Consider the following 24236-nt stretch of genomic DNA (forward strand, 5'->3'; position numbering starts at 1 on the left):
GCTAAATTGAGTTTCCCTTTGAAATGACCTTGTAAAACTGAAATAAGCTCTGTATCTTTACCCTCAAGACAGGTATTCTTCATTATAAAAATTATGTCGTAATAATTCTATAATGTACGAAATATCACTCTTTTTTGCAAATTAATTAACTTGTATATTATTGATTTTTAGTAAAATGTAATTTTGTCATGTACTAAACAAAAATAGAATATTTGTAAATAGACGGAGGATTCAACTATCAATTGCAAGGGGTTTGAAACATTTTATAGAATTTCCTTGGACTTACTATTGTAAAAAAACTTCTAAGCAACAATAAATTCAATGATTTTTGATTTTTCAACAGAGCCTACTTACTTTATTAGCAGCTTTTAGTAGTATAGATTAAAAAAGCTGCTAATTCATTTTTTCTAGTCTCTATTGGGACTATTTTTTTTATCTCGTTTTTCTTCTTTTTTTTCTTTCGCTGTTTTTAGCGGTTCTTTTTTTGCTGTTTTTTTAGCATTTAGACTTTTTGCCATAATTACTTGTTTTAGAGAATCTAGTAAAGGTAGTTTAATTTAGTGTTGTCAGTACTTTAAAAAAACTCCCAATTACAAGATGCAATTGGGAGTTTTCAAATGGGTTAAATAGGTACTACAATTGCTATTTAAAATTTAAGAAATTGATATGTAATAAAAAAGAAAACCCTGTGTGTGTCAGCAGCAACAGGGTTTTCAGAGATCATTTCTAAATAAATTCAGGGGACACTTTTTAACGAATATATTATGCTGAAATGATCTATACTAACTACTACCTTGCTTTTTTGCAGCAAGGTAGTAGTAAAACCAATCTTTTTGAAACGCTTAATTATGGAAAAGCAACTCATTACGACTAGAGTTTTTCAAGTAAGATTGGATTTTGATATTTAAAAAAGACCTTTAATGAACTGATAGTTTTTTTCAAGTTTGTTTTCCTCGTTGTTCAATTCTTTACTTTTTGTTATTTTAAGCGAAGTGTTTTTTATTTTTAATAAAAAAACAATTGATAATGCTACAAATACAATTATCATAATGGCTAATACTTGTGTCATACTTATTTTTTTAAATTATTTTTTTTTGAAGAGTCTACTATTAAGATTCTTTTGTTATTAATTAACTGTGTTTTGGCGTTTTTTTCATTCAAAACCATCACACTACTGATGGTAATGAGCATAGCAATGATTGGTACTATGTAGAACAACTTTGACATTTCTTATTTTATGGTTAAAATATATTCTGATAATTGATCCAATTGTTCTTGTGATAACTGTGACTCAAACCCTGGCATTTGAGGGTAGTCAGGTCTTTTTTTGCCTGGGTTTTTAATCCATTTTTGTAAGTCACCTTTGTTCCCTTTATAGATGGTTGCCATTTCTTTTACTGGTGGGCCAACTAATTTCACATCGGGTTTGTGGCAAGCAGCACAGTATTGATTAAATACTGCTTTCCCTTTATCGGCACCAGAAAGATTAGCATTGCTTTCATTGGCTTTAGCCTCTTTACTTTTGGCAATGGCTATTTTTTTAATTTCTTGAAATTCATTGGTTTTTAATCGAACCAACTCACGGTGTTTTTCTAATGCATTGGAACGATAAATTTGACGACCAGATCCCATAAAAACTACAGTAATTGTCATTAATATCAATACTTTTTTGAAATCTTTATCAATGGTAGTTTCATCCCCTTTTATTCCTTTCCACATCATCCACATTGCAGGAAGAGCAATACTAGCTCCAATTAAAATGACAAAAACCAAATTCCAACCTAATCCTTTTGAAGGTAAGGTTAAAAGCACAATTGGGCCTATTAAAAATTGAATAACCGATCCGACCAAAGCCAATGAATATCCTTTTTTCTTCAGCTCATATCTTGTAAACGTTGGAAAAATAGTTTCGAATGGGTAATTTTTGCGACCCATATACCAATGTAAAAACAAACCAGTAATAGATAATGAAGCAAAAATAAAATGAAGGTATCTTGGAAATACATTGGGTAAAGTTAACGCACTAAAAAAGCCTTTGACCAAACTCCATTTTTCAGGAAAAAGCATCAAGTTAATATTGGTTAAAAAGATCAAAGGAATAAACAAGAATATAGCTACTGCGACTGCAAGAATTGAAATATGAATAGCTTTATGATTTTCTAATGTTTCCCAAGTGTATTTATGCAAATAGGTTAACAAGAATGCCACGGTTACTAATGGGATTACTGCTAACCACATTAATCCAGTAAGCGCATTAGCAGAGTAAAAGTAAATAGTATACAGTACATTGATACTTAATAAGGGAGCAATTCCCATTACTACGGCTATACTTTTGTTTACCGTTATAGTTGCGGCTATTTCGTGAGCAAGAATGTCATATTCTTTATTTTTTAATCCTTTAATTTGTGACCAAAGAGTCAATAGGGATCCGCCGACCATAAGATTCACAAACAGAAGATGAACTAAAAATGAAACTACAAGTAAGACAACCAAAAGCCATTCAGGAAGAGGTAACGGTAACGGAATATCTTTTGGAACAGGGGTAACGTTTTGTAAGGCTATAAGTAAACTATGAATCATTTTATTTGTTTTTGTTAATTAATGCAGCTGCGGTATTGTTTGGGTTAATCGAAATCCCTTCTTCTTGAACCCCCTCTAAAACATCACCAGTTTGTTGTAAGTATTTAATGTAAGTTGCAAGTGCTTCTGCTTCTTTTTCATTTCCGGGAAATTCTGGCATAAATGTTCTACCGCTATGCATATTTGGCATATAAGCAGCCATTGAGGCAATATCCAAAGGCTTTCCGCTGCCACCATACATTCTGTCAAAAACGTATACTACACTATTTACTCCTTGAGAAGTATGGCATCTGCTACAAGCGATTACAAATACGTTTTTACCCGCTTCAACTTTATTGTCTTTTGTGATTTCGTTGACAGAAGTATAGGTGGCGTGTTTCAAAACTCCATCTTGTTTGTACACTACATAATCATCCTCCAGCAAAAGATTGGAGTACATATATTGTCCAATTACATATGGTTTCCTTATAAATTCGCGCACTCTTTCAAAGAAACCTAAATAAGCAATAGCGGTAATTACGGGTACAATAACAATATAGGGTTTTAATACTTTTGTTTTATAAATCCCAAGTATTCCAACAATTAATGTAAATCCTACACCAGCTGCCACAAAGTATTTTAACAAATCATAATACTGAGAAAATGTGATTGTACCTACAGCAGTACTCATATTTGCTGTCATAGCATCAGGCATAGCTTTATAGTAGATAAAAGCGCCCATCATCGAAATAGGAGCCCAAAGCAACAACCATTTCGAAGCGTATTTAACAGCATTTAATCGCAATTCGCTTCCTGATTTAGTAAAAATTGTGATTAAAAACATTCCAAAAATTCCAGCGACTAGCATAGCCGTTGGTGTTCTAAATAGGAGTTGAGGTAAGTATATTGGGTTAGTAAAGCCGTTTAGTAAACTTTTATGAGTTTGCCAATTCCCTGGATCCATCATAAATCCTAGAATCGAAACAATAATAGCCATTGTTATCCAAGAGAAAATACTCAAATACCAACCAAAATTAATATGTCTTAGTTTGGCTTTTAAGGTGCTGTTGCTGTTTTTCCAAGTAAGGAAGTAGATCATAATTAAGATTACTTCGGTTACAAAAACTAACCATTCTATAAACCAAGCCCAATAAAAAACTCGAATTAAGCTTCCTATTGAAGCTGGGCTAACTAGCGCAACAGAGAACCAAATTCCTACGCCAGTCATTGCGCCAAGAGTTGTCGTGATGATGAAGGCGATTTTCATAATTTTGTACACCATAGCATCCCATTCTAGATCGGTAATTTGATCTTTACCACTTCTAGAAACACCTCTTTGTTCTAGCCAAGTCACAAAAGGCATAAATCCTACAGCTAAACCGTGATTAATAATAACGTGAAGAATGGCAATAATGGCTATAAGCATTCTATTATTAAGCCAATCTAAATGAAACATTGGGAAATCCATAAAATATAATTTTGATGGTACAAATTTCTATTAGTATTTCGTGTCTTGCTAGAAACAAAAAAGCAGGAAGTTTCGAAAAACGTTCCTGCTTAGTATGATAAAAGTGCTTAATTTGTTGTTATTTATACTAGTTGATTTAGATTTTCAATTCTAAAGTTTTTATTTTAAATAATAAAACCCAATAGTTTTTAACCATTGGGCTTCTAATTAATCATAGAAATGATGCAAATAAAAAATAGTGTAATTTTTTCACAGTCCATATTTTTAAAATTCACTAATTTTTTTTCTTGTTTTTTATAATCCTACAAGAAATAGAACTATTATAATAGCAAAAGTATTTAGCAAAACAGTAAAAAAAAGCAGGAACGTTTACAATTTTGAAACTATACTAAAATGTAAATAAAAAAAGTGAGGGTTTACATAAACTCTCACTTTTGCTATTTACACACATTTTATCATCTAGAAATTTATAGTTTAATATGCTTTGCCCTTCAAATACTTTCATAAAGTCTAATCTTGATGGTGCTAAATGACTAACTAAATTAAATACTTGTAATTTAAAAAAATAGAAAACTCAACTACTGTGCATTTATAAATATTTTAGGTACTTTAAGAAATAGTATAAATACCAGATTTCATACCATTAATCCGTTTGCTTTCTGCCTTTTCTTTTCCAAAGAAAAAATCCAGTAATAGAAAGGATCGCAGGACTAAATCCGGCAAATACATAAAGAATTTTGATAAAAATATTATCATAATCACCTCGGTGAAGCTGTTTCATCATCCAATAAAAACGGTCGGAAAATGGTTTTTCTTCAATCCGTATAGTTTTTAGCCAATTTCCACTATCACGGTCATAATAAACGTCACTGCCTTTGCCAAAATAAAGCGGATTTTTGGTATCAGAAAACTCACCACTTACTACTATTTCAGTTTTTTTATCATTAGCTATTTTTACAGCTATTGGATTGAAATTCGGAATTTCGCTAGCATGTTTTATCACTTGATCAATATTTGCTTTTACCTTGTAATGCTGTTCTTTTTTGGGAATTATTTCCCATTCTGCGGGTAAAAAAAGACTTTTATTCATCCAGAAACCCGTAAAAAAAAGAATGAAATTAAGCATCAAAGTCCAGACACCTATAATTCTGTGGAGTGATGAATTAAAGGTTCTGGCAGATTTACGATTTAACTTCTCTTTGAATGTAAGTGTAGTAAATATTTTTTTACGATAAATAATCACACCGGTAATCAAGTTTATCAGTAAAGCAATGGCCGAAATGGCAGTTATGAGTCTGCCTGGTTTATCAATTAAAAGCGAGTAGTGCGCAAGATAGAGCCAGCGAAAAAAAGGGGATTGAAGAGAACTAAAATCTCCTTCTCTTACAATTTTTCCACTATAAGGGTCAACCATACAGCAGTAGAGATAATTATGGGCCACATTATCCTGATAATTATAAATCATAAATTCGTATGTATCACAGGTACTTCTTGGAAAAGTATGCAGCATAATCTGTCGTGCTTCAGGATACCTTTCCGAAACTTTATAATACATCTCGTTTAATGAAATGGAATTGCTTCCCTTTGCACAGTAGTGCATTGGCGGGTTATTGAAATACTCGATCTCTTTTTGAAAAACCAGTAATGCACCCGAAATTCCGAAAAACAGATACAGTACCCCGAAAATTAATCCGAGGTAACTGTGAATTTTAAATGATATTTTTGTAATTTTTTTCACTTTAAGTTTAAAAATAGCGCTTTATAATTTCAATTTAAAAGATAAGATTACCTCACGTAACATTCCTGGCGTAATCATACCACGACCTCCATACCAATAGTGCTCGTTAAGCAAGTTATTAGCAGAAAGAGAAAAAACATATCCTGTTTTCTCAAAACTTAAAACAGAGTTGATTAAGGTGTAAGCATCAGTAGAAAAAGAACCATTAGTATTATTGATAATTAAGTCTTTACCATAATGACTCCCGCCCAAACCTAAAGAAAAACCGCTTAAACCTTTTGACTGCGGAGCATAATTGATATACCAGGTTCCGGAAAGTTTAGGACCAGCATCTACGGGTCTTAAGCCTTGAGTAAGAGCATCGGAAACGATAAGTTTACTGTCGTTATAAGCTAAACCTGCATGCAGAAACAATCCTTTGATTGGATTTGATTCTAAATCAGCTTCAAAACCTTTACTATTTTGTTTACCATCTTGTAAATAAGATGCGGTATTATTTGGATCTTGCCTTACCACATTGGTTACATCTATATTATAATAACTTAAAACGGCATCCAGTAAGTTCTTTTGCAGAGAAATTTTAACTCCCGATTCCCATTGATTTCCATAAACGGGCTGAAAATTGGTCATCTCACCATTTACTGATTGAGGTGCTTGGGCTTGAAAACCATTCATATAATTAGCAAATAATGCAATTTTTTCAGGAATGATTTGATAATTTATTCCCAATTTTGGAGAAATAGCAGTCTGTTTGTAATCAGCAGTTGTGGTTGCTGTCAATAAATCCTGCGTACCTTTGTTGTCAATATGATTTATTCTTGCGCTCAACATCAGGCTAAGATTCTCAAGGGGATTAATAACATCCGAAATATAAAATGAATAATGATCCTGAACTGCTTTATAATTTTCTCCATAAGGTTTTGAAGCTAATTGAGCAGCAATATACTCATTATTAAAATAAGCGTTTTGACTATCAGTTCCAGTTGCTGGAACTTTGGTAAAATTCATAGATTTACTACTGATAGCATAGAGATAATGGTAATATTCAACTCCAGTAACAAGTCGGTTTTTGATTTTTCCAATATTGAAATTTCCAACAAAATCTTGTTGAATTTGCTGGCTGGTAATATTTTCTGGGTACATTCTGTATACTCTTCTGGTAACATTTTGGCTGTTATCATCCAATCGCAGTCGTATATAATCTCCTGGAGTTTTATTATTTATTGAAATTAAATTGGTTTCAGATTTCCAGTTTGGTGAAAGCTGATAAATAATTTTTCCATAAATATTTACCGCCTTATTGTTCAAAGTTACAGTATTGTCCTGGAAGGAATGGAAGTAATCCAAATTCAGCTCCTCGGAGGATTTAGCATTGCCTAAAGCCACTTGGTACAGTGAGTTATTAGTAGCCGTTTTGTTTAAAATTTCGGCATCCAGCTGAATCTTCATTTGATTATTAACCTTATAAGAAATACTTGGAGCAGCAAAAAAAGTTTTTGAAAAACCCTGATCTTGAAAAGAGCCTTTGTAAGTATAAGCTCCTGTTAGTCTTGCGAGAATCTTCCCGTCTTTGTCAAGAGGACTGTTAACATCAAGTGTTGTCCTTTGCAGATCATAAGAGCCACCCAACACACTGATATTGGCAAATGCTTTATCCTGCGGTTTTACGGTAATACGATTAATGAGTCCGCCAAAAGTTATCATTGTAGAGCCACCGCCTCCGAAAATAACAGCACTTGGTCCCTTGATAACCTCTAGCTGAGCTATGCTGACAGGATCCATATCAGACGCGACATAACCATTAACCCCATTTCTGAAGCTCGAACGAGTACGAAATCCTCTAATGGAATAATATGGGGAAATACCAGCCCAGCTCGGGACAACACCAGTGGCATTTTGTAGCATTTCACCTTGAGTGTAAAAATTTCTATTTTTAATGAGCTGTGGCGAAACCGAAGCGGTAACCTGCGGATTTTCTAAATTTTTAATTGGAAGTTTTGAAGCCAATTCGCTTGATACATCCTTAGACTTTCTGACTCCTTCAATAATCACTTCGTCCATTAAGGTATATTTTTTTTCGATGCTGTCTTTTTCTTGTGCATAAATTTGTACTGAAGCTACTAAAGCCAGTGCAATAAAAAATTTTTTTTTCATTTTGTAATTTTATAATTATAATTTTATTAGAGTGAAAGCACTCTTTCATTTTGGTTTAACAATGAAAGGTTATTCCAATACGAATTGAAATTTTCACGCTACTATTTTACTCTTTTAACCAAACTATTTTACTTTCCCTTTTTTATACTGTCCAATACTGGTCCAAACATTGAATCGTACATTGCTACCATCATTTTTACAGTTTCTTTGTCGGTATTTGTTACCGAACCTCCTTCTAATGGTGGCTTTGGATCGTACTCTAAATCCAGCATTGTTATTTTTAAGTATTCATCGCCACGAACTTCACGAACAATTGCAAGACTCATATCAATACCTGCTGTAATTCCTGCACTAGTCCAATATTGGCTCTATTTTGTTTTTCAATTCTTTTATTTTACTTTTTAGCCAGATACATTTCAGGATTTTTTAAAAATTCATCTTTGCACATTTTGGCACAAAAGCCATATAATTTTCCTTTGTAATGAAGGGTGTCGCTTACTCCAAATTTGACAATATCCATTTTGCAATAAAAATCAACTTTGTTGTCGTATTTTAATTGGTTTAGAGGATTGCTAGGTTCAAGTACAGTAGTAGCTTTTTCTTCAACAACAACTTCTTGTTTTTTGTTACAGCTCAATACTGTACCTAGGACAGCTAGATAGATTAGTTTTTTCATTGTTTTTTCATTAAGTTATAGGTATGGTTTTTATTGCTTTTTGTAAATCCTTCTTTTTAATCGTCTTATAGTTTTTGAGCTGTTAAAGTAAAGTGCAAAACCGCTTATTACAGTACAGCAGCCAACTAATGAGAAAATGCGCAAAGTAAGCGTGTTGATGTTATCTCTACCTTCGTAATCCATAGTGTGTGTCATCCAAAGAAAATCGAAGATTCGCCATTTACTGTGTCGTATGGTTTGAAATTTTCCATCCTCTTTTGAGACATAAGCTTTGATGGCATCATTTCCCTTGTAACTAATCACATATACGGGGACTTTTTTTTCTCTGTATTCGTGATGTTTTCCTACTGTTTCTAGGAGTACAACATCTTTTACTTTTAAGCTCTTGATAGTATGCTCTTTTGCTATGGAGACGGCTTCAGTTGCAGTTATTCCGTTTTTTAGAATACCTGTATAGGCATTGACTAACTGTTTGTTATTGATCCAGTAATATGGAGTTCCAGTAATATCCCTGAGTTCAACCGAGGTTATTTTATCCTTGATTTGAAATTCAGAGAAACCGATCAAATGCTCAAAAGATCTTTCTTTTTTTGTGATTTTATAAAGATCACCGTGAATATCATCAATATCAGTCCAACTGAAATAGAGACCACTAATGGTCCAAAGTAGGAATTGAATTCCCGTGAAAAGTCCTAAATAACGATGTGTTTTTCTAATAGTTTTTGCTGTACTCATTTTCTCTTAATGGCTATTGTCTTTTCTAAATTGTTCAGGAGTTACTAAGGTTTGTTTTTTGAAAAAAGTAACAAAATAGGATGTGTTTTCAAATCCTATGGTTTGAGCAATTTCATTGATCGATAAGTTGGTATAATGAAGAAGTCTTTGCGCTTCAATCACAATTTGCTTTCGAATCAAATCACCAGCGGTTTGTCCTGTTTCTTCTTTACAAAGTTTATTTAAATAATTAGTGCTCACATTCAACATATCGGCATAGCAAGAAGGTAATTTTTTGGTCACAAAATGATTTTCTATCAGTTTTTCAAAAAGTTGAATTTTATCCTGCTTTAGATTTTTATGTTTACTTACTCCCAATGGTTTAAAGAATCGCTCTAGTTCAAATAAAAAGATATTCAAATAAGAGCGAATCACTTTGTTCGCATCATTCCTTTGTTGCAAGTATTCTTCCTGCATTAGTTCAAGCAATAAATCTATTTTTTGCCTTTTATTTTCGGTTAATCGAAACGATTTTTTTGCTTCTCTATCAAATAAAGAGAATTGATTTAAAATATTATTGTTGTATCGCAATGAGAAAAAATCCTCTGAAAAACAGATTATTTTTCCTGAGGCATTATTATTTATTTCGATACTATTTATGCAACGAGGTTTGATGATGATAATTTTTGCATCGATAAGATTTATTTTTTCATTGTCAATTTCAATTTCCCCTTGGGCTTCATTGATAATTAGCAAAGTGTAAAAATTATTTTTGTGTGGATATTCTAAACTAGGAAATCGCTCCAAAAGATTCCAAAGGTTATCAATCCATAAGTGCTTTAATTTTTCATCAAATATATCAAGGTTGCATACTGGTAAAATTCCTGTTTGCATAGGTATGAGTTAACTTGATTAATAATAAAATAGTACTAATAAGTTAAGCCAATTTTGGAGGTTGGAGGATAGCAAAAAGGTAAGGCGCTCTAATTTTTGAGACATTCAAGTCAACTATTTTTTGACGAATTTCAAGTGTAATGGTAATTGTAAATGCTATTGTTTTTTGAAAATTAAAATACAATAGTGTCTCTTTTTCTTTGATATTTGGGATTTTTTCTTCCTTACTTTCGTTTTTACTAAGTTTGGTATTTAAGTAGCATTTACCATTACAAAGTGGTATTTTATCAAAACGGTTGATACATAGATTTTGAGCAATATAATCTTGATTGACATAAAAAGCCCCTATAATCCATAAGTTAGAAAAACTTTGGAAAAAGGTAGCCAATACAATAATATATATAATGCCTCTTTTCAATTTATCGTATTTCTTTTTTTAAAATAATGATTTCTTTTATCAAACGATCCACATCTTTAGTATCGGTGCCGTCATAAACACCTCGAATATGTCCTTTTTTATCTACTAACAAAAAACCACCGCTATGCACATATCCTCCTGGGGCAGTTTGATCTTTATAAGCTTTAGCATAATAACTTTTTTCGGCCAATTCATAGACTTCTTTTTTTTGACCGTATAAAAAGAGCCATTTGTTTGTTTTTACATTCAAAGCATCTGCGTAGGCTTTTAGTGCAGGAATTGAATCGTTTTCAGGATCGATAGTGTGCGAAACGAAAATAATTTCATTATCCTTTTCAAAAACATCATACACTCTTTTTAATTGCATATTCATTTTTGGGCAAATGGTTGGACATTTTAAAAAGATAAAATCAGCAATATAAATTTTGCTTCTCAGTGTTGAATTGGTTACCAGCTCTCCCTCTTGATCCAAAAAACGAAAAGGACTTATCGTTGGATAATCGATTTTGTTTCCTTTCTTTATCGGGTCTCCCAAATAAGGCAATTGCTCCTGTTTAGGAGTGCAGTAAGCGAATAAAAAAAGGATACAGAATAAGATTATTTTTTTCATTGTTCAAGCGTTTAGAATGGTAATGCATTTTTAACTTTTTTGCTTTTGTTTTTTATAAACTATAATTCAAGTTAATACTCCAACGATAGTTGGCTTCCATTTTATTATTGGCTAAGTGTTGATTGATAGGTAGCATAGCATTAATTCCAAGAGAAAAATTGTCTTTTCCTAGTTCTAGACCAAGTTTGCTAAACAAAACATCTCCAGCAGTATTAGGTAAATTCAACCCATACTGTTTATTGGTAGCATAAACTTCTCCTGCAATTCCTAATTGAGGTACAAATTGAACAGCGGAAGTATCAAATAAATAAAACAGTGTGCTGCCATAATTGAACTGATTTCCAAATTGGTATTGTTTTTTGTTTTCTGTTTTTACGGTATAATTGGCCATAGTATGCAATCCTAATTTCCCTTTTTTGAGGATGTATTCTGTAGCTAATAAAAAATCCCAACTCCCAGTTCCGACTTGAAAACTTTGGTTGATATTGCCAGCATTGTTGGTTTCGTTAAACTTCCCAGTAGGCATTTTTACCCCACCTCCAAGCTGTAATTTATGAATCAAAAGAGTGCTGTCTTTGTGAGTTTTATAGATAGTATACAATCCCATCAGGGTGATGTCGCCCAAACCTTTGATGGATTCATTGCCAGTGGTTCTTTCTCTGTTGTGAAACTGGTAAGGAACTAATAGCGAAAGTTGTAATTGTTCTGTAACGGGAATTTTACTCCAAAGTTGAAGGGTATTAAAGTGTTCATCTACCCAAGGCGAATTAGCAAATATGCCGTCTTGGCTAGAGTAACTTTGATAAAAATACCGAATTCCCACAAAATTAGAGTTCAGCATAGAACTGAACCCCATACTTCCACCACTTGCTGAACAGCCACAAGCATCACAAAAATCGTCATAGCTTTCTATAAGCATCTTTTGAAAGGTGAATCCCGAAATTGGGTCTTCTGTCTTTGCACAGAATCCTATTTGATGACATAAAACAAGAACTAATAGGTATATTTTTTTCATTTTGATGGGTTGTTTTTATCTGTATTGACAATTTTTGCTAACTTTTTAAAATTCCGAGAATCGTTTATCGGTAAGGAATTCGTAATCGGTTAGTGTTTTCAAAAAGGCAATAAGTTGTTCTTTTTCTTGAATAGAAAGGCTAATACCTATTTTTCCGTTTTGTTTTAAAAGGGGATCCAAAGTTGTTGAATTTTCAACACCATTGGCATAATGATCTAAGACGGCTTCTAGTGTTCCAAAGCGTCCGTCGTGCATATATGGTGCTGTTTTTTCGATGTTTCTTAAACTTGGTACCTTGAATTTATATAAATCGGCGGCTAGTTCTGTTACTCGGTAACGTCCCACATCGTTTACTGCTGGATTTACGGGCAGGCCATTGTTTCTAAAAGAATGGTCGGTCATTAAATCTGTAGCGTGACAAGAAGCACATTTGGCATTAAAAACAGCATAGCCCTCTTTTTCGCTCGTAGTGAGTGTGATGCCACCTTCATTTCTTCTGAATTTATCAAATTTTGAATTGCTTGAGGTTACTATTACCATAAATTGTCCCAAGGCTTTTAGCATATTTTCAGAATTAATTAATCCGTCAGTGAAAGCGGATTTGAATAACTTTCGGTATTCAGGGTCATTTTTCATCATCGCAAGCGCTTTGTTGAAATCGCCATTCATTTCTATTGGACTGGTAAAAGGAATGATGGCTTGTAAGTCCAAATGATTGGTAGCGCCATCAAACATAAAGGTAGTTTGATAGGCTAAATTTTGAATGGAAGGCGTATTTCGAGTGCCTACAGCGCCGTCTACTCCGTGACTTACGGTGTGTCCGTGGTGCGTAAACGCTGTTTCTTGTTCGTGACAAAAACCACAAGAAACGATTCCGTCTGAAGCCAATCGTCCGTCATAGAATAATTTTTTTCCTAATTCGAATCCTTTTTCGGTCAACGGATTATTGGCAAAATTATAGGCAACTGGCGGAAAGTTTGAAGGGACTTTGAAGTTGATGGGTACATTTTGATAGTCTTCGTCGTTGTCGTTTGAACAACTCAAAAGAATAGGAAAAATGAACAACAATAGGTATTTTGTTTTCATTTGTATTTGTACATTTTGTTATTAAAAAAGGAATCGCGATAACTTTGGTTAGCGATTTTGGTAAAAAAACGATTGAAAGCGATTTTCGTTTGAATGTTTCCAAAGTATCCTAAGTGTGGGTCTTCTAGCCCCGACAGAAGGGAAAACCTTGTGAGCTGGTGTTCAGCTCACAAGTTTTGGAATGATGGCGGGAATCTTGTTGACAAAAATGCCTGATGATTCGCTCCTTATTCTTAATAGATGGCGACTTTCAATCGCTTTTTGTGAAGTGGATTAGTCGTTATGAACGTGATCTACTTTGAACATTTGGTTAACATTAGCGGTAATTAAGGCTAATTTTGAACCACTCATAATCATAGCACCCATACCGTTCATATTGTTGTCTGTCAATTTGATAGTATTGGCTCCGTCTACCACTTTAGAGATATCTGTGATGATATGTACTTGTGGGGTAATGTTGGTTCTAACTAATGCTTTGGTAGCTAAATCCAAAGTGATTTCAGTGTAGTTGTAATCGGTTCCTGTTTGTCCTGTGTGGATCATAAACGAAGTAGGAGTTGTCACTGTACTTGAAGTAAAGGTACCTTCGAAAGCTAAGAATTTGTATCCTGCAGTCCAGCTCCACATCATTTTTGCTGCTTGTGCTTTGGCTAAGAAATCGCCTTGTCCTGTGGCACCAAGTTCCCATTGTGCTTTGTCTACCCCAATTCCGAATTTTACTCTGGTATAATTACCTGCTGGAATGTTTTTTAATTGAGCTTCTAAACTAGCTGGAGTAGCTTCGTCTATAATGAAGTAGCTTTCGCTTTTTGGGTAAGTGAACGTTGTTCCGTCTTCTTTTGTCAAAACGATGTTACTTACGATGTATTTTACGGTACTGATTTTCAACACTTCGTTGTTGGCTGTTGTATTCGCTTGTGAAGTTAGGATAAGATCGTTGGCTTTGAAAGCATTGTCAAATTCAAGTGCTAAAGAACCTGTTCCATTGATTGCTTCGTCGTTATCGTTAGAACATGCGGTTATAGTTACTATTGCTGCTAAAGCTAGAGTTGCTTTTAAAATATATTTTTTCATGAGTTGGTTTTTTACTATTATGATATTCATTTGTTTTTTTTTGCATGATTGTATCGAAAAAGAACTTGATATATGTTCTTTTTTGAAATGAGATTGGTGCATTTTCGAATTAAAACGCACGAAATCTTTCAGAGGCAATCATTGCGAGACATTGTATTTTAATACAAGTCAATGCCTTTCAATTGAGATTGAAATGGATTTTGAATAAGATTATAGTAAAAAGGAGGGAGGTCTGAAAGTCGAATTTGTTTTGGAAATGGTTTTTCCAGACGTATGAAAAACGTTCAACTTGGTTGTTGAAGTTATAGCGGTGTTACTTGTGAATGCTGTAGGATTCGAATGAATGAGGTAAACAAAATCTGCTTTTTCTTTCAGAATGTTTTCCATTTTTTTCTCATTCTCATCAAATTGTTTTAGGCTTTTTTGTAATTCACAACGTCCGTTACAAGTATTGGTAACTAATTTTCGTTGTACACAAATGGTTTTGATGATTTGCTCTTGATTGGCTTTAAATTGGGTGTATATCACTAGATTCCCAAAAATAGGGAATAGCAATGTGAGGGTTAAAAGATATACGCCAATTTTTTTCACAACAATTGTATTGTTTTTCGAGGAGCAAAAGTAGAACAAGATTTTAGATTACAAAATTATATTTTCACAAAATTCAATTTTCTAGTTTTATGGGGTTATTTCATTCTATTAACAATAAGTTCTTGATAAATGTAATGCTGTCTTGTTTTTTTGTTAAGGTTTTTAATTATATTTAAGAACTATTTAGAATAAAAAATACCACTATTTATTCCTAACCCAAATATGAACATATATTCTGTTGTACTTGTTGATGACGAAATGATCAACATTGAGATTTTAAAGAAAATTATCTCTACGCATTGCTTAAAACTTGAGATAGCTGGTGTAGCTAAGACTATGGAAACTGCCTACTTAGAGATTGTTGCTAAGAAGCCTGATATTGTTTTTTTGGATATTAATATGCGTGAAAAACAAATTTTTGAAGTTTTGGATAAATTTGAGACTATCGATTTTCAAATTATTTTTGCTACAGCTTATCCTGGATATTTCTTTAAAGCTTCAAAGTATAATCCTGCAGATTTCGTGGTTAAACCATTTAGTGAAATTGCGGTAAAAGAAGCTGTTGAAAAGGCTACTAAGCGAATCATAAAAAATATAAAAAAGTAATACGTATTATTATTTTTTCTTCAAGATTTTATATTCTTCATAGCAACCACTTATGGCATCCATAATTTGTAAATCATTGGCTGTTTGGATAAATGCGTCAGAGTAATTGCATCGTTTGAGGATGTCAGGAATTTCATTTTTATCTATTCCTAATAAGGTAGCAATCATCTCTCTATCGTACTTAGACTCTAAGGCTTTGCGTACTGTGTCGTCTTTCTTTAAATCCTTTAATCTTCGTAATTCTTTTGGTTTTTTACCAAAAAAGTTATACAACATATCTGCTGGGTTAAAAATCGACCCAAGTACTTTTCCGAAAGCATCAGGAGAATATTGTCCACCTTCGTAACCAGCAGTTAATCCTGAAATACTATATCTGAAGTTTTCTTTTACTGGAATCAATTTTGAATCTACTTCTAAATATCCTGTAAGGTGAAAAGGTCTAATAACCACTTCCTCAAGGGCTATTGCTTTTTCTGTAAGTTTAATTACTGTGGTTTTATTTTTCAACCAGTCGTTTGTAACTCTAACTTTGATGGATTGAAAACCTAATAATGAGACGTGTAAGGTGTCGCTTTGTGAAACTTCAATTTCAAAATTTCCTTTAGTATCTGTAGTGGTTCCTTTTACTTTGTTGACATTGATGATGTTAGCATAAGATAATGGTTGGTCATTACTGTCATTAACGATGGTTCCTGAAACTTTTAAAGTAGGGTTGGTTTCTTGTGCGAAACTGCTAACTGAAAGTAGCATAAAAAAGAAAACTACAAAATATCTCATATACGAATTTAAAGCTTTAAAAGTAGTAAATCGCAATTAAATATTTTGTAGTTTCTTAGTATTATTATAAGAAAATTAACAAAGGAATGTTAGTCTCTTCTTGGTCTTCTTGGTCTAGGGCTATCGCCAAAACTTTCAGAACGTCTTGGGGCTCTTTCTGTTGAACCGCCTTCTCTTCTTGGAGCACTACCTCTTTCGCTTCTGAATCCTCCCTCTCTTGGAGCTGAGTTTCTGTCGCTACGGAATCCGCCTTCTTTTCTTGGAGCGAAGTTGCCTTCTCTTCTTGGAGCAGAACTTCTACCGCCAAAACCTCCAGAGCTTCTTCCGTTGTGGTCACGTCTTCCGCCACCATCATTTTTAGAGATCTCTACATTGATTCGACGTCCTTCTAATTGCACATTGTTTAAGATGTCCATTACTTTATCAGTATGTTCAGCATCTGTATTAAAGAAAGAGAATCCTTCTTTTACATCTACTTTGAATACGTCATCACGACCTAAGTCTAAAGTTTCTTTTAAGAAATCCTTCAAAGTCATCCAATCAAAATTATCTCTTGAACCGATGTTTACAAAGTAACGAGTTGCACCGCTATTGTTTCCTCTAGACGCACTATCTCTATCGTCGCGTTCACGACGATCTGAGCCAGATGATTGGCTAGATAAGTCTCTGTTCTTTTTATAGTAGTTGATAAAACGATTAAATTCTACCGATACCATTTTCTTGATTAATTCTTCTTTACTTAGACCTTCTAATACATCATTAATAGCTGGAAGGTAGTTGTCAATTTCGTGATCTACTTCAGTTTCTTTGATTTTGTTGGCTAAGTGCAATAATTGAATTTCGCAGATTTCAATTCCAGATGGGATTGTTTTTTCTTCAAATTTTTGTTTTATGATTCTTTCGATAGAAGAAATTTTACGCAATTCACTTTTGGTAACGATTACAATCGAAGTTCCTAATTTACCAGCACGACCGGTACGACCAGAACGGTGGTTGTAAGTTTCGATTTCGTCAGGAAGTTGGTAGTTTACAACGTGAGTTACGTTGTCTACGTCAATTCCACGTGCGGCTACGTCGGTAGCTACTAGCATTTGGATTTGTCTTCCTCTAAATGATTTCATTACCCCATCACGTTGTGCTTGCGATAAATCTCCGTGTAAGGCAGCAGCGCTGTATCCGTCTTCTATTAATTTTTCAGCTACTTGTTGCGTATCTCTTTTGGTACGACAAAATACTACTGAGAAAATATCTGGATTAGCATCGGCTAAACGTTTTAAAGCTTCGTAACGATCTCTTGCGTTTACCAAATAAAATTCGTGAGAAACAGTTGCAGATCCTGAGTTTTTAGTTCCTACTGTAATTTCAAGAGGACTGCTCATAAATTGTTTTGCAATTCTTGCTACCTCTGCTGGCATAGTTGCAGAGAATAACCATGTGCTTTTTTCGTCTGGAGTATCTGATAAAATCGAACAAATGTCTTCATAGAATCCCATGTTTAACATTTCATCTGCTTCATCAAGTACGCAATAATCAATGTTCTTGATGTTTACCAAACCTCTATTGATCATGTCTTGCATTCTTCCAGGAGTAGCTACAATAATTTGTGCTCCTCTTTTAATTTCTCTAGCTTGCTCTGTAATACTAGCTCCACCATAAATCGCAACTACATTAATACCTTTTTCGTATTTTGCGTAGTTTTTAAGTTCATTTGTAATCTGTAGGCAAAGTTCGCGTGTTGGCGATAAAACTAATGCTTGTGTATTTCTGTTGTCGGCATCAATTTTTTGGATTAGCGGAAAACCGAAAGCTGCCGTTTTCCCTGTCCCTGTTTGAGCCAACGCAACCATATCTGTGTCTTTTTCCAATAATAGGGGAATCGCCTTTTCCTGTACCTCTGACGGATTTTCAAATCCTAGATCTAAAATCGCCTTCAGTAACGATTCATTCAATCCTAATTGTTCAAATTTGTTCATTATGTATTTTTAAAATAGGGTGCAAAATTAATGTTAATTTCTCAGATTAACTAATGTAATTTTAAGTTTTAATGAATTATTGTGATTTGATTGTCAGAAAGTTAGCTTTTTGAATTTTGAAATTTAAGTTTTTAATACTCTTTTTGATGTGAAATTATAGCGAGAAATTCTAAAAAATGTTATAAAAAATGATACATTTTTGATTGTTAATGAGTTGTATTCAGAAATACAAGTAACGATTGTGTTGCAACGCCACGGTGACTGATTTTGTTTTTAGTTTCAAGTGAAAGTTCCGCAAATGTTTCTTTGTAATTTTCTGGTTGAAAAATCGGGTCATATCCAAAGCCTCCTTCGCCTTTTTTTTCTGAAGTAATGCTTCCTTTGGCTATACCAGTGAATAAGTATTGTTTGCCTTTAAGATTCAAACAAATCACGGTTTTAAATTGTGCGTTTCTGTTGGTTTCGTTGTATAAAAGATGGAGTACCTTGTTCATATTGTCCTCAGCGGAACGTTGTTCTCCAGCATAACGAGCAGAGTATACTCCTGGTTCGTTGTTTAAAGCTTCTATTTCAAGTCCAGTATCATCAGCAAAACAATCATAACCATAATTTTCGGTTATGTAATTCGCTTTCATAATAGCGTTTCCTTCAATAGTAGCAGCGGTTTCTGGAATTTCCTCAAAGCAACCAATGCTTTCAAGACTCACTATCGTGATGGTTTCGGGAAGCATGCTTTGGATTTCTTTTATCTTGTTTTCGTTATTGGTGGCGAATACTATTTTCATGTGTTGATGATTTTGGGGAATGATTAATAACGAAGTCTTACGTAAACATGTTTGATTCCTTTCTTGTCAGAATCTCTCTCGTCAATTTCAAGAATGTCAGTTAGGGATTTGAGCATAGGAGTGAGTTTGCTAAAGCCATAACTTCTTGGATCGAATTCGGGTTTGTTTTTGACGATTAGATTTCCCACATCGCCCAAAAATGCCCAGCCATCATCGTCGCTTATAGCATCAATAGTATCTTCAATAAGGTCAATAGTTGGGTTGTCTATTTTGATAGCCGTTTCTTTTTCTACTACTTTTTTGGTATCGCTTGGAGTAGTAGTAGTGGTGGCTTTTGGTTTTTTCTTTTTGGTGGCACCTTCTAAAACTTCTATAAATACGAAACGATCACAGGCCACGATAAAAGCGTTTGGCGTTTTCTTTTCACCAATACCAATGACTTTCATACCTGATTCTCGTAACCGAATGGCGAGTCGAGTAAAATCGCTGTCGCTAGAAACGATACAAAAACCATCAACTTTATCGGAGTACAACAAATCCATTGCATCAATAATCAAAGCGGAGTCGGAGGAATTTTTTCCCGTAGTATAACTGTATTGTTGAATAGGTGTAATGGCGTGTTCTAATAAAACCGATTTCCAACCATTAGAATTGGGTTTTGTCCAATCAGCATAGATGCGTTTGGTGGTGGGAGTGCCGTATTTGGTGATTTCTTCCATCATCCCTTTGATGTTGCTATACGGAACGTTGTCGGCGTCAATTAGGACGGCTAGTTTTAACTCTTTGGTGTTGTTTGACATTTTTGAAGCTTTGGTGTTCAAAGATACAAACTTTATGGTTAGCACTTTGCCTAGCCCTGATCGAAATGAAAAGCCTCTTGTGTCTCAACCGAGTATTTTACTTGTACTAGCAGAGCGACTAAAAGAAGCTCCTGCTAGTGCTTTAGTAAAATTCGGTTGAGCCATAAGAGCTTGTAATGAAGAGCAGGATTTAGCTACTAAAAATAATCGTCTTGAGAAGGCTGTTTTTTTAAGTAAAATAAAAGGATTTTGGGAGTAATTATAAATTTTAAATATTTAATTTTGCACCTTAATAAAAATGTAGTATTAAGTCATTATATTATGGTAAAAGATTTATTCGAAAGAATCCAAAACAATAAAGGTCCTTTAGGAAAATGGGCTTCTCAGGCAGAAGGATATTTTGTTTTTCCTAAACTAGAAGGAGAATTGGGGCCAAGAATGCAATTTCAAGGAAAAAATATATTGAACTGGAGTTTGAACGACTATTTAGGTTTGGCCAATCATCCAGAAGTGCGTCAGGCAGATACAGATGCAGCAATTCAGTTTGGTGCAGCTTACCCAATGGGTGCGCGTATGATGAGTGGTCATACCAAATATCACGAGCAATTGGAGCAAGAATTGGCTGCTTTTGTAATGAAAGAATCGGCTTATTTGTTGAATTTTGGTTACCAAGGAATCATGTCAGCCATTGATGCTCTTGTGACTCGAAATGATATTATTGTATATGATGTAGATGCACATGCGTGCATTATTGATGGAGTTCGTTTACATAGTGGAAAACGTTTTACGTATAAGCACAATGATTTAGAGAGCATGGAGAAAAACCTGCAACGTGCTACTAAAATGGCGACAGAAACAGGTGGAGGAATTTTGTTCATTACCGAAGGTGTTTTTGGAATGCGTGGGCAACAAGGAAAATTGAAAGAAATTGTAGCCTTGAAGGAGAAATACAATTTCCGTTTATTGGTTGATGATGCACACGGTTTTGGAACGCTTGGAAAAACAGGTGCAGGAGCAGGTGAGGAGCAAGGTTGTCAAGACGGAATTGATGTTTATTTTTCTACGTTTGCTAAATCTATGGCGAATATTGGTGCTTTTTTGGCTGCCGATAAGGATATAATCGATTATTTGAAGTACAATTTGCGTTCTCAAATGTTTGCTAAAGCGTTACCGATGATCCAAACGATTGGTTCTTTGAAACGTTTGCAATTGTTGCGTGAATCCTCTGCAATTAAAGATAAATTGTGGGTAAATGTAAATGCGTTGCAAAACGGATTAAAAGAAAAAGGTTTTAATATTGGCGATACCAACACTTGTATTACTCCTGTTTACTTAGAAGGAAGTATTCCAGAAGCGATGGTGATGGTAAACGACTTGAGAGAAAACTACGGTATTTTCTTGTCGATTGTTGTATATCCAGTAATCCCGAAAGGTATTATTTTATTGCGTATGATTCCAACGGCTTCGCATACTTTAGAAGATATTGAAGAAACCTTGGCGGCTTTCGAAGCGATTCGTGAGAAACTTGTTAACGGTACCTATAAAGAAATTGCAGCACGTACTACAGTAGATATGGAAGCTTAATTTTTAAGTATTCAGTTTACAGTTAAGTAGTAGGCAGTTATATAGAAAATCCATTCGTTTTTGACGAATGGATTTTTTTGTTTTATGAGGACTAAAAATTAGTGATTATTCACTATAATTAAAGTTCTTTTCTAAACGTTTTTCTTCGGCAGTGAATGGTGGGATTGAAGTTTTTCCATAGCAATTGAATAGCGAGATTGTCTGCTAATTCGGGTGTACGGATGCAGTTTTGAATGCCTTTTTCAGTAAAAGTGGTATGATATTCTTTAAAAATAATAGCGTGAACTCCTTTGTTTTGGTAGTCGGGATGTACGCCAATTAAATAAAAAAGAACGTCTTTACTGTTTTTTCTTGCTTGTAATAAATGAAGGAAACCAAAAGGAAATAACTTGCCTTTTGCTTTTTGTAGTGCATTTGAAAAACTCGGCATTACGATGGCAAAAGCGACTAGATTTCCGTCTTTGTCTTCTACATATTTAATGTATTCTGGATTGATGAAGTTGATGTATTTGTTTTTGAAATATTCCTTCTGAATATCCGTAATCGCTACAAACGAGGAAAGTTTGGCATACGATTCATTGAATAAATCAAACATTTTGTCCACATACGGAAGGACGTCTTTAGTTTTGGTGAAATTGATGGCTTTTAATTGGTATCGCTTTTTAATCAACTCTTGTGCTTTGTCGAACGTTTCTAGTTTTACATTCGAAAAAGGAAATTTGTTTTCTACATATTCTTTTTCGGTAACGTAGCCCAATTGCTCAAAGTGTTGCGCATAATAAGGATGATTGTACCAAGTAATCATTGTACCAATTTCTTCAAAGCCTTCGGTTAGTACACCTACTTTGTCAAGATTAGAAAACCCCATCGGACCTTCTACATAGTCTAAGTTGTTTTTACGTCCCAATTCATACACTTTTTCAAGTAGTGCTTGGGTTACTGTTATGTCGTCAATAACATCAAACCAACCAAAACGAACCTTTTTTTTCTGTTGATTATTGACTTCATCCCAATTGATGATAGTTGCAATTCTTCCAACAATTTCTTGATTTCTTTTAGCGACAAAAAAATACGCTTCGGCATTTTCAAAAGCGGGATTTTTGGTCTTGTCAAAAGTTTCTAATTCATCTGCAATCAATGGTGGTACCCAATAGTTGTTGTTTTTATAGAGCGAAAAAGGGTATTTTATGAACTCGGTGATTTCTTTTTTGCTTTTGGCTTCGTGAATCGTAATCATGGATTGTAAAGTGTAAAGTGTAGGTGCGAATATAACCAACTTTTATTCATAAAAAAAGCCCAATTAAGGGCTTGTTTGTTAGTCGTATTTGGATTTTCTTCTTCTTTCTTGTTCCTGATTGTCGGTAGCTTTTTTCTTTTTATCTTCTTTTTTTATTTTTGAAATCGCTTTTTTGTAAAAACCATCATAGCGCCAAGAAACCCCAAATCCACCATATAAAATCGATGGAGTATCCTTGAAATTGGTACTGATTGATGCATCGATTTGTAGGTTGTCGTTAAGCAAATAGGCGGCTCCACCACGAGCGATCATATCGCTATAAAAATCGCTATTGTAGCCTTGGTTTTCAATAAATCCAGACCATCTTTTACTGAATCCGCGGGTTAAAGTGACTACGTAGCCATAACTTGGATAGTCTGTACCTATGTAGTCGGCTATGATATTAGTAACAAAAACCCAACGACCATCTCCAAAATGATTTTGTGTGATCAGCATAACTTTTGGAGAAATACTAGATTCTAGTGAAAAGGCATACGGATTTCCTTCGAAAACAAAATTCGCTCCAGCAAATAAAGAAACGGCTGGTAAAAACTGTCTCCAATTAAAACGTTGATTGGCTTTCCAACTGTAAAAATTGACTTTTTTCTCGTAATTTTTAAAAGGATCATAAATTAAATACTTTGCTCCTAAATTGGTTTGTCTAAAATTAGCCCTTTTGGTTGAGCTGATATTACTGTCGAGTTGGTCATTTTGATATTGAATATCTGCAATGACTTCTAATCTTTCTAGGAAAGCGCCCCAACGAATCGTGGCGTCAAGTCCAAAACCATTGACATCATAATTCAATAAATTGTGATGGGAAGTTATGCCATAGATGCCGCTTTCAAGCTGAATGACATGTTTGCCTACACCATAAGCCGACATAGTTTCACCAGGGCGATTGGAATTAATTTGATCTGTAAATTGCCCATAATGAGTAAAAGGTGTTAAAAATAAGGTGATTAAAATAATTTTTTTGAATGGGAGCATAGTTATATTCTTTTGATTTAAAATAGTAACGCAACCAAATGTACTATATTTTATTATTTATTTAAGATTAGGATTTTAAATTTGACCATTTGATTTACTAATTTTGGAAAAATTTTTAGATATGCAACTAGCTTCATTTAGTGGATTTGTAAGAACATTGTTTTACATGATTATGTTTTACTATGTTTTTAAATTTTTGGCTAAACTTTTTTTACCGATTTTAGTTAAAAAAGCGGTGGAGAAAGCCGGTGAGAATTTTCAGCAACAGCAACAATATGCGCAACAGCAATATGCCCAAAATAATAGAAGAAACAACAATCAAGACGAGATTATTGTAGATACTGCTCGTTCCAAAAATCCAAAAGAGACCAAAAAAGTGGGAGAATATGTGGATTACGAAGAAATAGATTAAATTTGTGCGCTGAAGCCCATTTTTTAATCTAATTCA

The 24236-nt window shown here is 34.0% G+C and carries 24 protein-coding genes; 3 read left to right on the top strand and 21 right to left on the bottom strand.

The window, feature by feature from the left end; translation table 11 throughout:
- Positions 1–904 precede the first annotated feature (904 nt).
- The 15 genes from WFZ86_RS16610 to WFZ86_RS16680 form a co-directional block, all read right to left on the bottom strand.
- Positions 905–1069 (bottom strand): hypothetical protein, encoded by a 165-nt coding sequence (locus WFZ86_RS16610; RefSeq protein WP_315139799.1) that lies wholly within the window; start codon positions 1067–1069, stop codon positions 905–907.
- Between the two features lie 161 nt (positions 1070–1230).
- Positions 1231–2580, bottom strand: a complete 1350-nt coding sequence (locus WFZ86_RS16615) for a c-type cytochrome (protein ID WP_342692969.1) — start codon at positions 2578–2580, stop codon at positions 1231–1233.
- A gap of 1 nt (position 2581) precedes the next feature.
- Positions 2582–4027 (bottom strand): c-type cytochrome, encoded by a 1446-nt coding sequence (locus WFZ86_RS16620; protein WP_342692970.1) that lies wholly within the window; start codon positions 4025–4027, stop codon positions 2582–2584.
- 643 nt (positions 4028–4670) lie between these two features.
- Positions 4671–5765: a PepSY-associated TM helix domain-containing protein gene (locus WFZ86_RS16625; protein ID WP_342692971.1), complete on the bottom strand. Its 1095-nt coding sequence runs from the start codon at positions 5763–5765 to the stop codon at positions 4671–4673.
- A gap of 21 nt (positions 5766–5786) precedes the next feature.
- Positions 5787–7919: a TonB-dependent siderophore receptor gene (locus tag WFZ86_RS16630; protein WP_342692972.1), complete on the bottom strand. Its 2133-nt coding sequence runs from the start codon at positions 7917–7919 to the stop codon at positions 5787–5789.
- A gap of 128 nt (positions 7920–8047) precedes the next feature.
- Positions 8048–8245, bottom strand: coding sequence for a hypothetical protein (locus WFZ86_RS16635; protein WP_342692973.1), 198 nt, complete (start codon positions 8243–8245; stop codon positions 8048–8050).
- A gap of 68 nt (positions 8246–8313) precedes the next feature.
- On the bottom strand, positions 8314–8595 hold the full coding sequence (locus WFZ86_RS16640; protein ID WP_342692974.1) for a YHS domain-containing protein: 282 nt from the start codon (positions 8593–8595) through the stop codon (positions 8314–8316).
- Positions 8596–8625: 30 nt separating this feature from the next.
- Positions 8626–9330 (bottom strand): hypothetical protein, encoded by a 705-nt coding sequence (locus tag WFZ86_RS16645; RefSeq protein WP_342692975.1) that lies wholly within the window; start codon positions 9328–9330, stop codon positions 8626–8628.
- 6 nt (positions 9331–9336) lie between these two features.
- Positions 9337–10203: a helix-turn-helix domain-containing protein gene (locus WFZ86_RS16650; protein ID WP_342692976.1), complete on the bottom strand. Its 867-nt coding sequence runs from the start codon at positions 10201–10203 to the stop codon at positions 9337–9339.
- Between the two features lie 43 nt (positions 10204–10246).
- Positions 10247–10621, bottom strand: a complete 375-nt coding sequence (locus WFZ86_RS16655) for a hypothetical protein (RefSeq protein WP_342692977.1) — start codon at positions 10619–10621, stop codon at positions 10247–10249.
- 1 nt (position 10622) lies between these two features.
- A complete protein-coding gene (locus WFZ86_RS16660; RefSeq protein ID WP_342692978.1) occupies positions 10623–11231 on the bottom strand; it encodes an SCO family protein in 609 nt (202 codons plus the stop codon).
- Positions 11232–11283: 52 nt separating this feature from the next.
- Positions 11284–12246, bottom strand: coding sequence for a transporter family protein (locus WFZ86_RS16665; RefSeq protein WP_342692979.1), 963 nt, complete (start codon positions 12244–12246; stop codon positions 11284–11286).
- A gap of 45 nt (positions 12247–12291) precedes the next feature.
- On the bottom strand, positions 12292–13332 hold the full coding sequence (locus WFZ86_RS16670) for a cytochrome-c peroxidase (RefSeq protein ID WP_342692980.1): 1041 nt from the start codon (positions 13330–13332) through the stop codon (positions 12292–12294).
- A gap of 273 nt (positions 13333–13605) precedes the next feature.
- Positions 13606–14406, bottom strand: coding sequence for an MbnP family protein (locus WFZ86_RS16675; protein WP_342692981.1), 801 nt, complete (start codon positions 14404–14406; stop codon positions 13606–13608).
- Positions 14407–14616: 210 nt separating this feature from the next.
- The gene (locus WFZ86_RS16680; protein ID WP_342692982.1) at positions 14617–14997 is read right to left on the bottom strand and encodes a hypothetical protein; all 381 of its coding nucleotides are present in this window, start codon (positions 14995–14997) and stop codon (positions 14617–14619) included.
- A 222-nt stretch (positions 14998–15219) separates the two neighbouring features.
- Between WFZ86_RS16680 and WFZ86_RS16685 the strand changes: the two genes are divergently transcribed.
- The gene (locus WFZ86_RS16685; protein WP_342692983.1) at positions 15220–15603 is read left to right on the top strand and encodes a LytR/AlgR family response regulator transcription factor; all 384 of its coding nucleotides are present in this window, start codon (positions 15220–15222) and stop codon (positions 15601–15603) included.
- A gap of 9 nt (positions 15604–15612) precedes the next feature.
- Here the strand turns inward: WFZ86_RS16685 and WFZ86_RS16690 are convergent, their stop codons facing one another.
- The 4 genes from WFZ86_RS16690 to WFZ86_RS16705 form a co-directional block, all read right to left on the bottom strand.
- Positions 15613–16380 carry a carboxypeptidase-like regulatory domain-containing protein gene (locus WFZ86_RS16690; RefSeq protein WP_342692984.1) on the bottom strand — a complete coding sequence of 256 codons (768 nt, stop codon included), beginning with the start codon at positions 16378–16380 and terminating at the stop codon, positions 15613–15615.
- Positions 16381–16469: 89 nt separating this feature from the next.
- Complete coding sequence (locus tag WFZ86_RS16695; protein ID WP_342692985.1) at positions 16470–18353, bottom strand: DEAD/DEAH box helicase; 1884 nt, start codon at positions 18351–18353, stop codon at positions 16470–16472.
- A gap of 206 nt (positions 18354–18559) precedes the next feature.
- Positions 18560–19138: a non-canonical purine NTP diphosphatase gene (locus WFZ86_RS16700; protein WP_342692986.1), complete on the bottom strand. Its 579-nt coding sequence runs from the start codon at positions 19136–19138 to the stop codon at positions 18560–18562.
- A 23-nt stretch (positions 19139–19161) separates the two neighbouring features.
- Positions 19162–19938, bottom strand: coding sequence for an NYN domain-containing protein (locus WFZ86_RS16705; protein ID WP_342692987.1), 777 nt, complete (start codon positions 19936–19938; stop codon positions 19162–19164).
- Positions 19939–20259: 321 nt separating this feature from the next.
- Here WFZ86_RS16705 and capB point away from each other — a divergent pair, with 321 nt between their 5' ends.
- Complete coding sequence (gene capB / locus WFZ86_RS16710) at positions 20260–21522, top strand: cysteate-C-fatty acyltransferase (RefSeq protein WP_342692988.1); 1263 nt, start codon at positions 20260–20262, stop codon at positions 21520–21522.
- 118 nt (positions 21523–21640) lie between these two features.
- Here capB and WFZ86_RS16715 read toward each other — a convergent pair whose 3' ends face one another.
- Complete coding sequence (locus WFZ86_RS16715) at positions 21641–22759, bottom strand: GTP cyclohydrolase (protein WP_342692989.1); 1119 nt, start codon at positions 22757–22759, stop codon at positions 21641–21643.
- Between the two features lie 78 nt (positions 22760–22837).
- The gene (locus WFZ86_RS16720) at positions 22838–23788 is read right to left on the bottom strand and encodes a transporter (RefSeq protein ID WP_342692990.1); all 951 of its coding nucleotides are present in this window, start codon (positions 23786–23788) and stop codon (positions 22838–22840) included.
- A gap of 121 nt (positions 23789–23909) precedes the next feature.
- On the opposite strand from WFZ86_RS16720, the gene WFZ86_RS16725 reads away from it, so the two are divergent.
- Positions 23910–24200 carry a DUF4834 family protein gene (locus WFZ86_RS16725; protein ID WP_342692991.1) on the top strand — a complete coding sequence of 97 codons (291 nt, stop codon included), beginning with the start codon at positions 23910–23912 and terminating at the stop codon, positions 24198–24200.
- Positions 24201–24236 lie beyond the last annotated feature (36 nt).

The organism is Flavobacterium polysaccharolyticum (assembly GCF_038739875.1).
GTDB lineage: Bacteria > Bacteroidota > Bacteroidia > Flavobacteriales > Flavobacteriaceae > Flavobacterium > Flavobacterium polysaccharolyticum.

Excerpts from the sequence above, each read along its gene's own strand:
- WFZ86_RS16610 (WP_315139799.1), bottom strand. The coding sequence starts at position 1,069 with ATGACACAAGTATTAGCCATTATGATAATTGTATTTGTAGCATTATCA.
- WFZ86_RS16615 (WP_342692969.1), bottom strand. The coding sequence starts at position 2,580 with ATGATTCATAGTTTACTTATAGCCTTACAAAACGTTACCCCTGTTCCA.
- WFZ86_RS16620 (WP_342692970.1), bottom strand. The coding sequence starts at position 4,027 with ATGGATTTCCCAATGTTTCATTTAGATTGGCTTAATAATAGAATGCTT.
- WFZ86_RS16630 (WP_342692972.1), bottom strand. The coding sequence starts at position 7,919 with ATGAAAAAAAAATTTTTTATTGCACTGGCTTTAGTAGCTTCAGTACAA.
- WFZ86_RS16635 (WP_342692973.1), bottom strand. The coding sequence starts at position 8,245 with ATGAGTCTTGCAATTGTTCGTGAAGTTCGTGGCGATGAATACTTAAAA.
- WFZ86_RS16640 (WP_342692974.1), bottom strand. The coding sequence starts at position 8,595 with ATGAAAAAACTAATCTATCTAGCTGTCCTAGGTACAGTATTGAGCTGT.
- WFZ86_RS16645 (WP_342692975.1), bottom strand. The coding sequence starts at position 9,330 with ATGAGTACAGCAAAAACTATTAGAAAAACACATCGTTATTTAGGACTT.
- WFZ86_RS16650 (WP_342692976.1), bottom strand. The coding sequence starts at position 10,203 with ATGCAAACAGGAATTTTACCAGTATGCAACCTTGATATATTTGATGAA.
- WFZ86_RS16660 (WP_342692978.1), bottom strand. The coding sequence starts at position 11,231 with ATGAAAAAAATAATCTTATTCTGTATCCTTTTTTTATTCGCTTACTGC.
- WFZ86_RS16665 (WP_342692979.1), bottom strand. The coding sequence starts at position 12,246 with ATGAAAAAAATATACCTATTAGTTCTTGTTTTATGTCATCAAATAGGA.
- WFZ86_RS16670 (WP_342692980.1), bottom strand. The coding sequence starts at position 13,332 with ATGAAAACAAAATACCTATTGTTGTTCATTTTTCCTATTCTTTTGAGT.
- WFZ86_RS16675 (WP_342692981.1), bottom strand. The coding sequence starts at position 14,406 with ATGAAAAAATATATTTTAAAAGCAACTCTAGCTTTAGCAGCAATAGTA.
- WFZ86_RS16685 (WP_342692983.1), top strand. The coding sequence starts at position 15,220 with ATGAACATATATTCTGTTGTACTTGTTGATGACGAAATGATCAACATT.
- WFZ86_RS16690 (WP_342692984.1), bottom strand. The coding sequence starts at position 16,380 with ATGAGATATTTTGTAGTTTTCTTTTTTATGCTACTTTCAGTTAGCAGT.
- WFZ86_RS16695 (WP_342692985.1), bottom strand. The coding sequence starts at position 18,353 with ATGAACAAATTTGAACAATTAGGATTGAATGAATCGTTACTGAAGGCG.
- WFZ86_RS16700 (WP_342692986.1), bottom strand. The coding sequence starts at position 19,138 with ATGAAAATAGTATTCGCCACCAATAACGAAAACAAGATAAAAGAAATC.
- WFZ86_RS16705 (WP_342692987.1), bottom strand. The coding sequence starts at position 19,938 with ATGTCAAACAACACCAAAGAGTTAAAACTAGCCGTCCTAATTGACGCC.
- capB (WP_342692988.1), top strand. The coding sequence starts at position 20,260 with ATGGTAAAAGATTTATTCGAAAGAATCCAAAACAATAAAGGTCCTTTA.
- WFZ86_RS16715 (WP_342692989.1), bottom strand. The coding sequence starts at position 22,759 with ATGATTACGATTCACGAAGCCAAAAGCAAAAAAGAAATCACCGAGTTC.
- WFZ86_RS16720 (WP_342692990.1), bottom strand. The coding sequence starts at position 23,788 with ATGCTCCCATTCAAAAAAATTATTTTAATCACCTTATTTTTAACACCT.
- WFZ86_RS16725 (WP_342692991.1), top strand. The coding sequence starts at position 23,910 with ATGCAACTAGCTTCATTTAGTGGATTTGTAAGAACATTGTTTTACATG.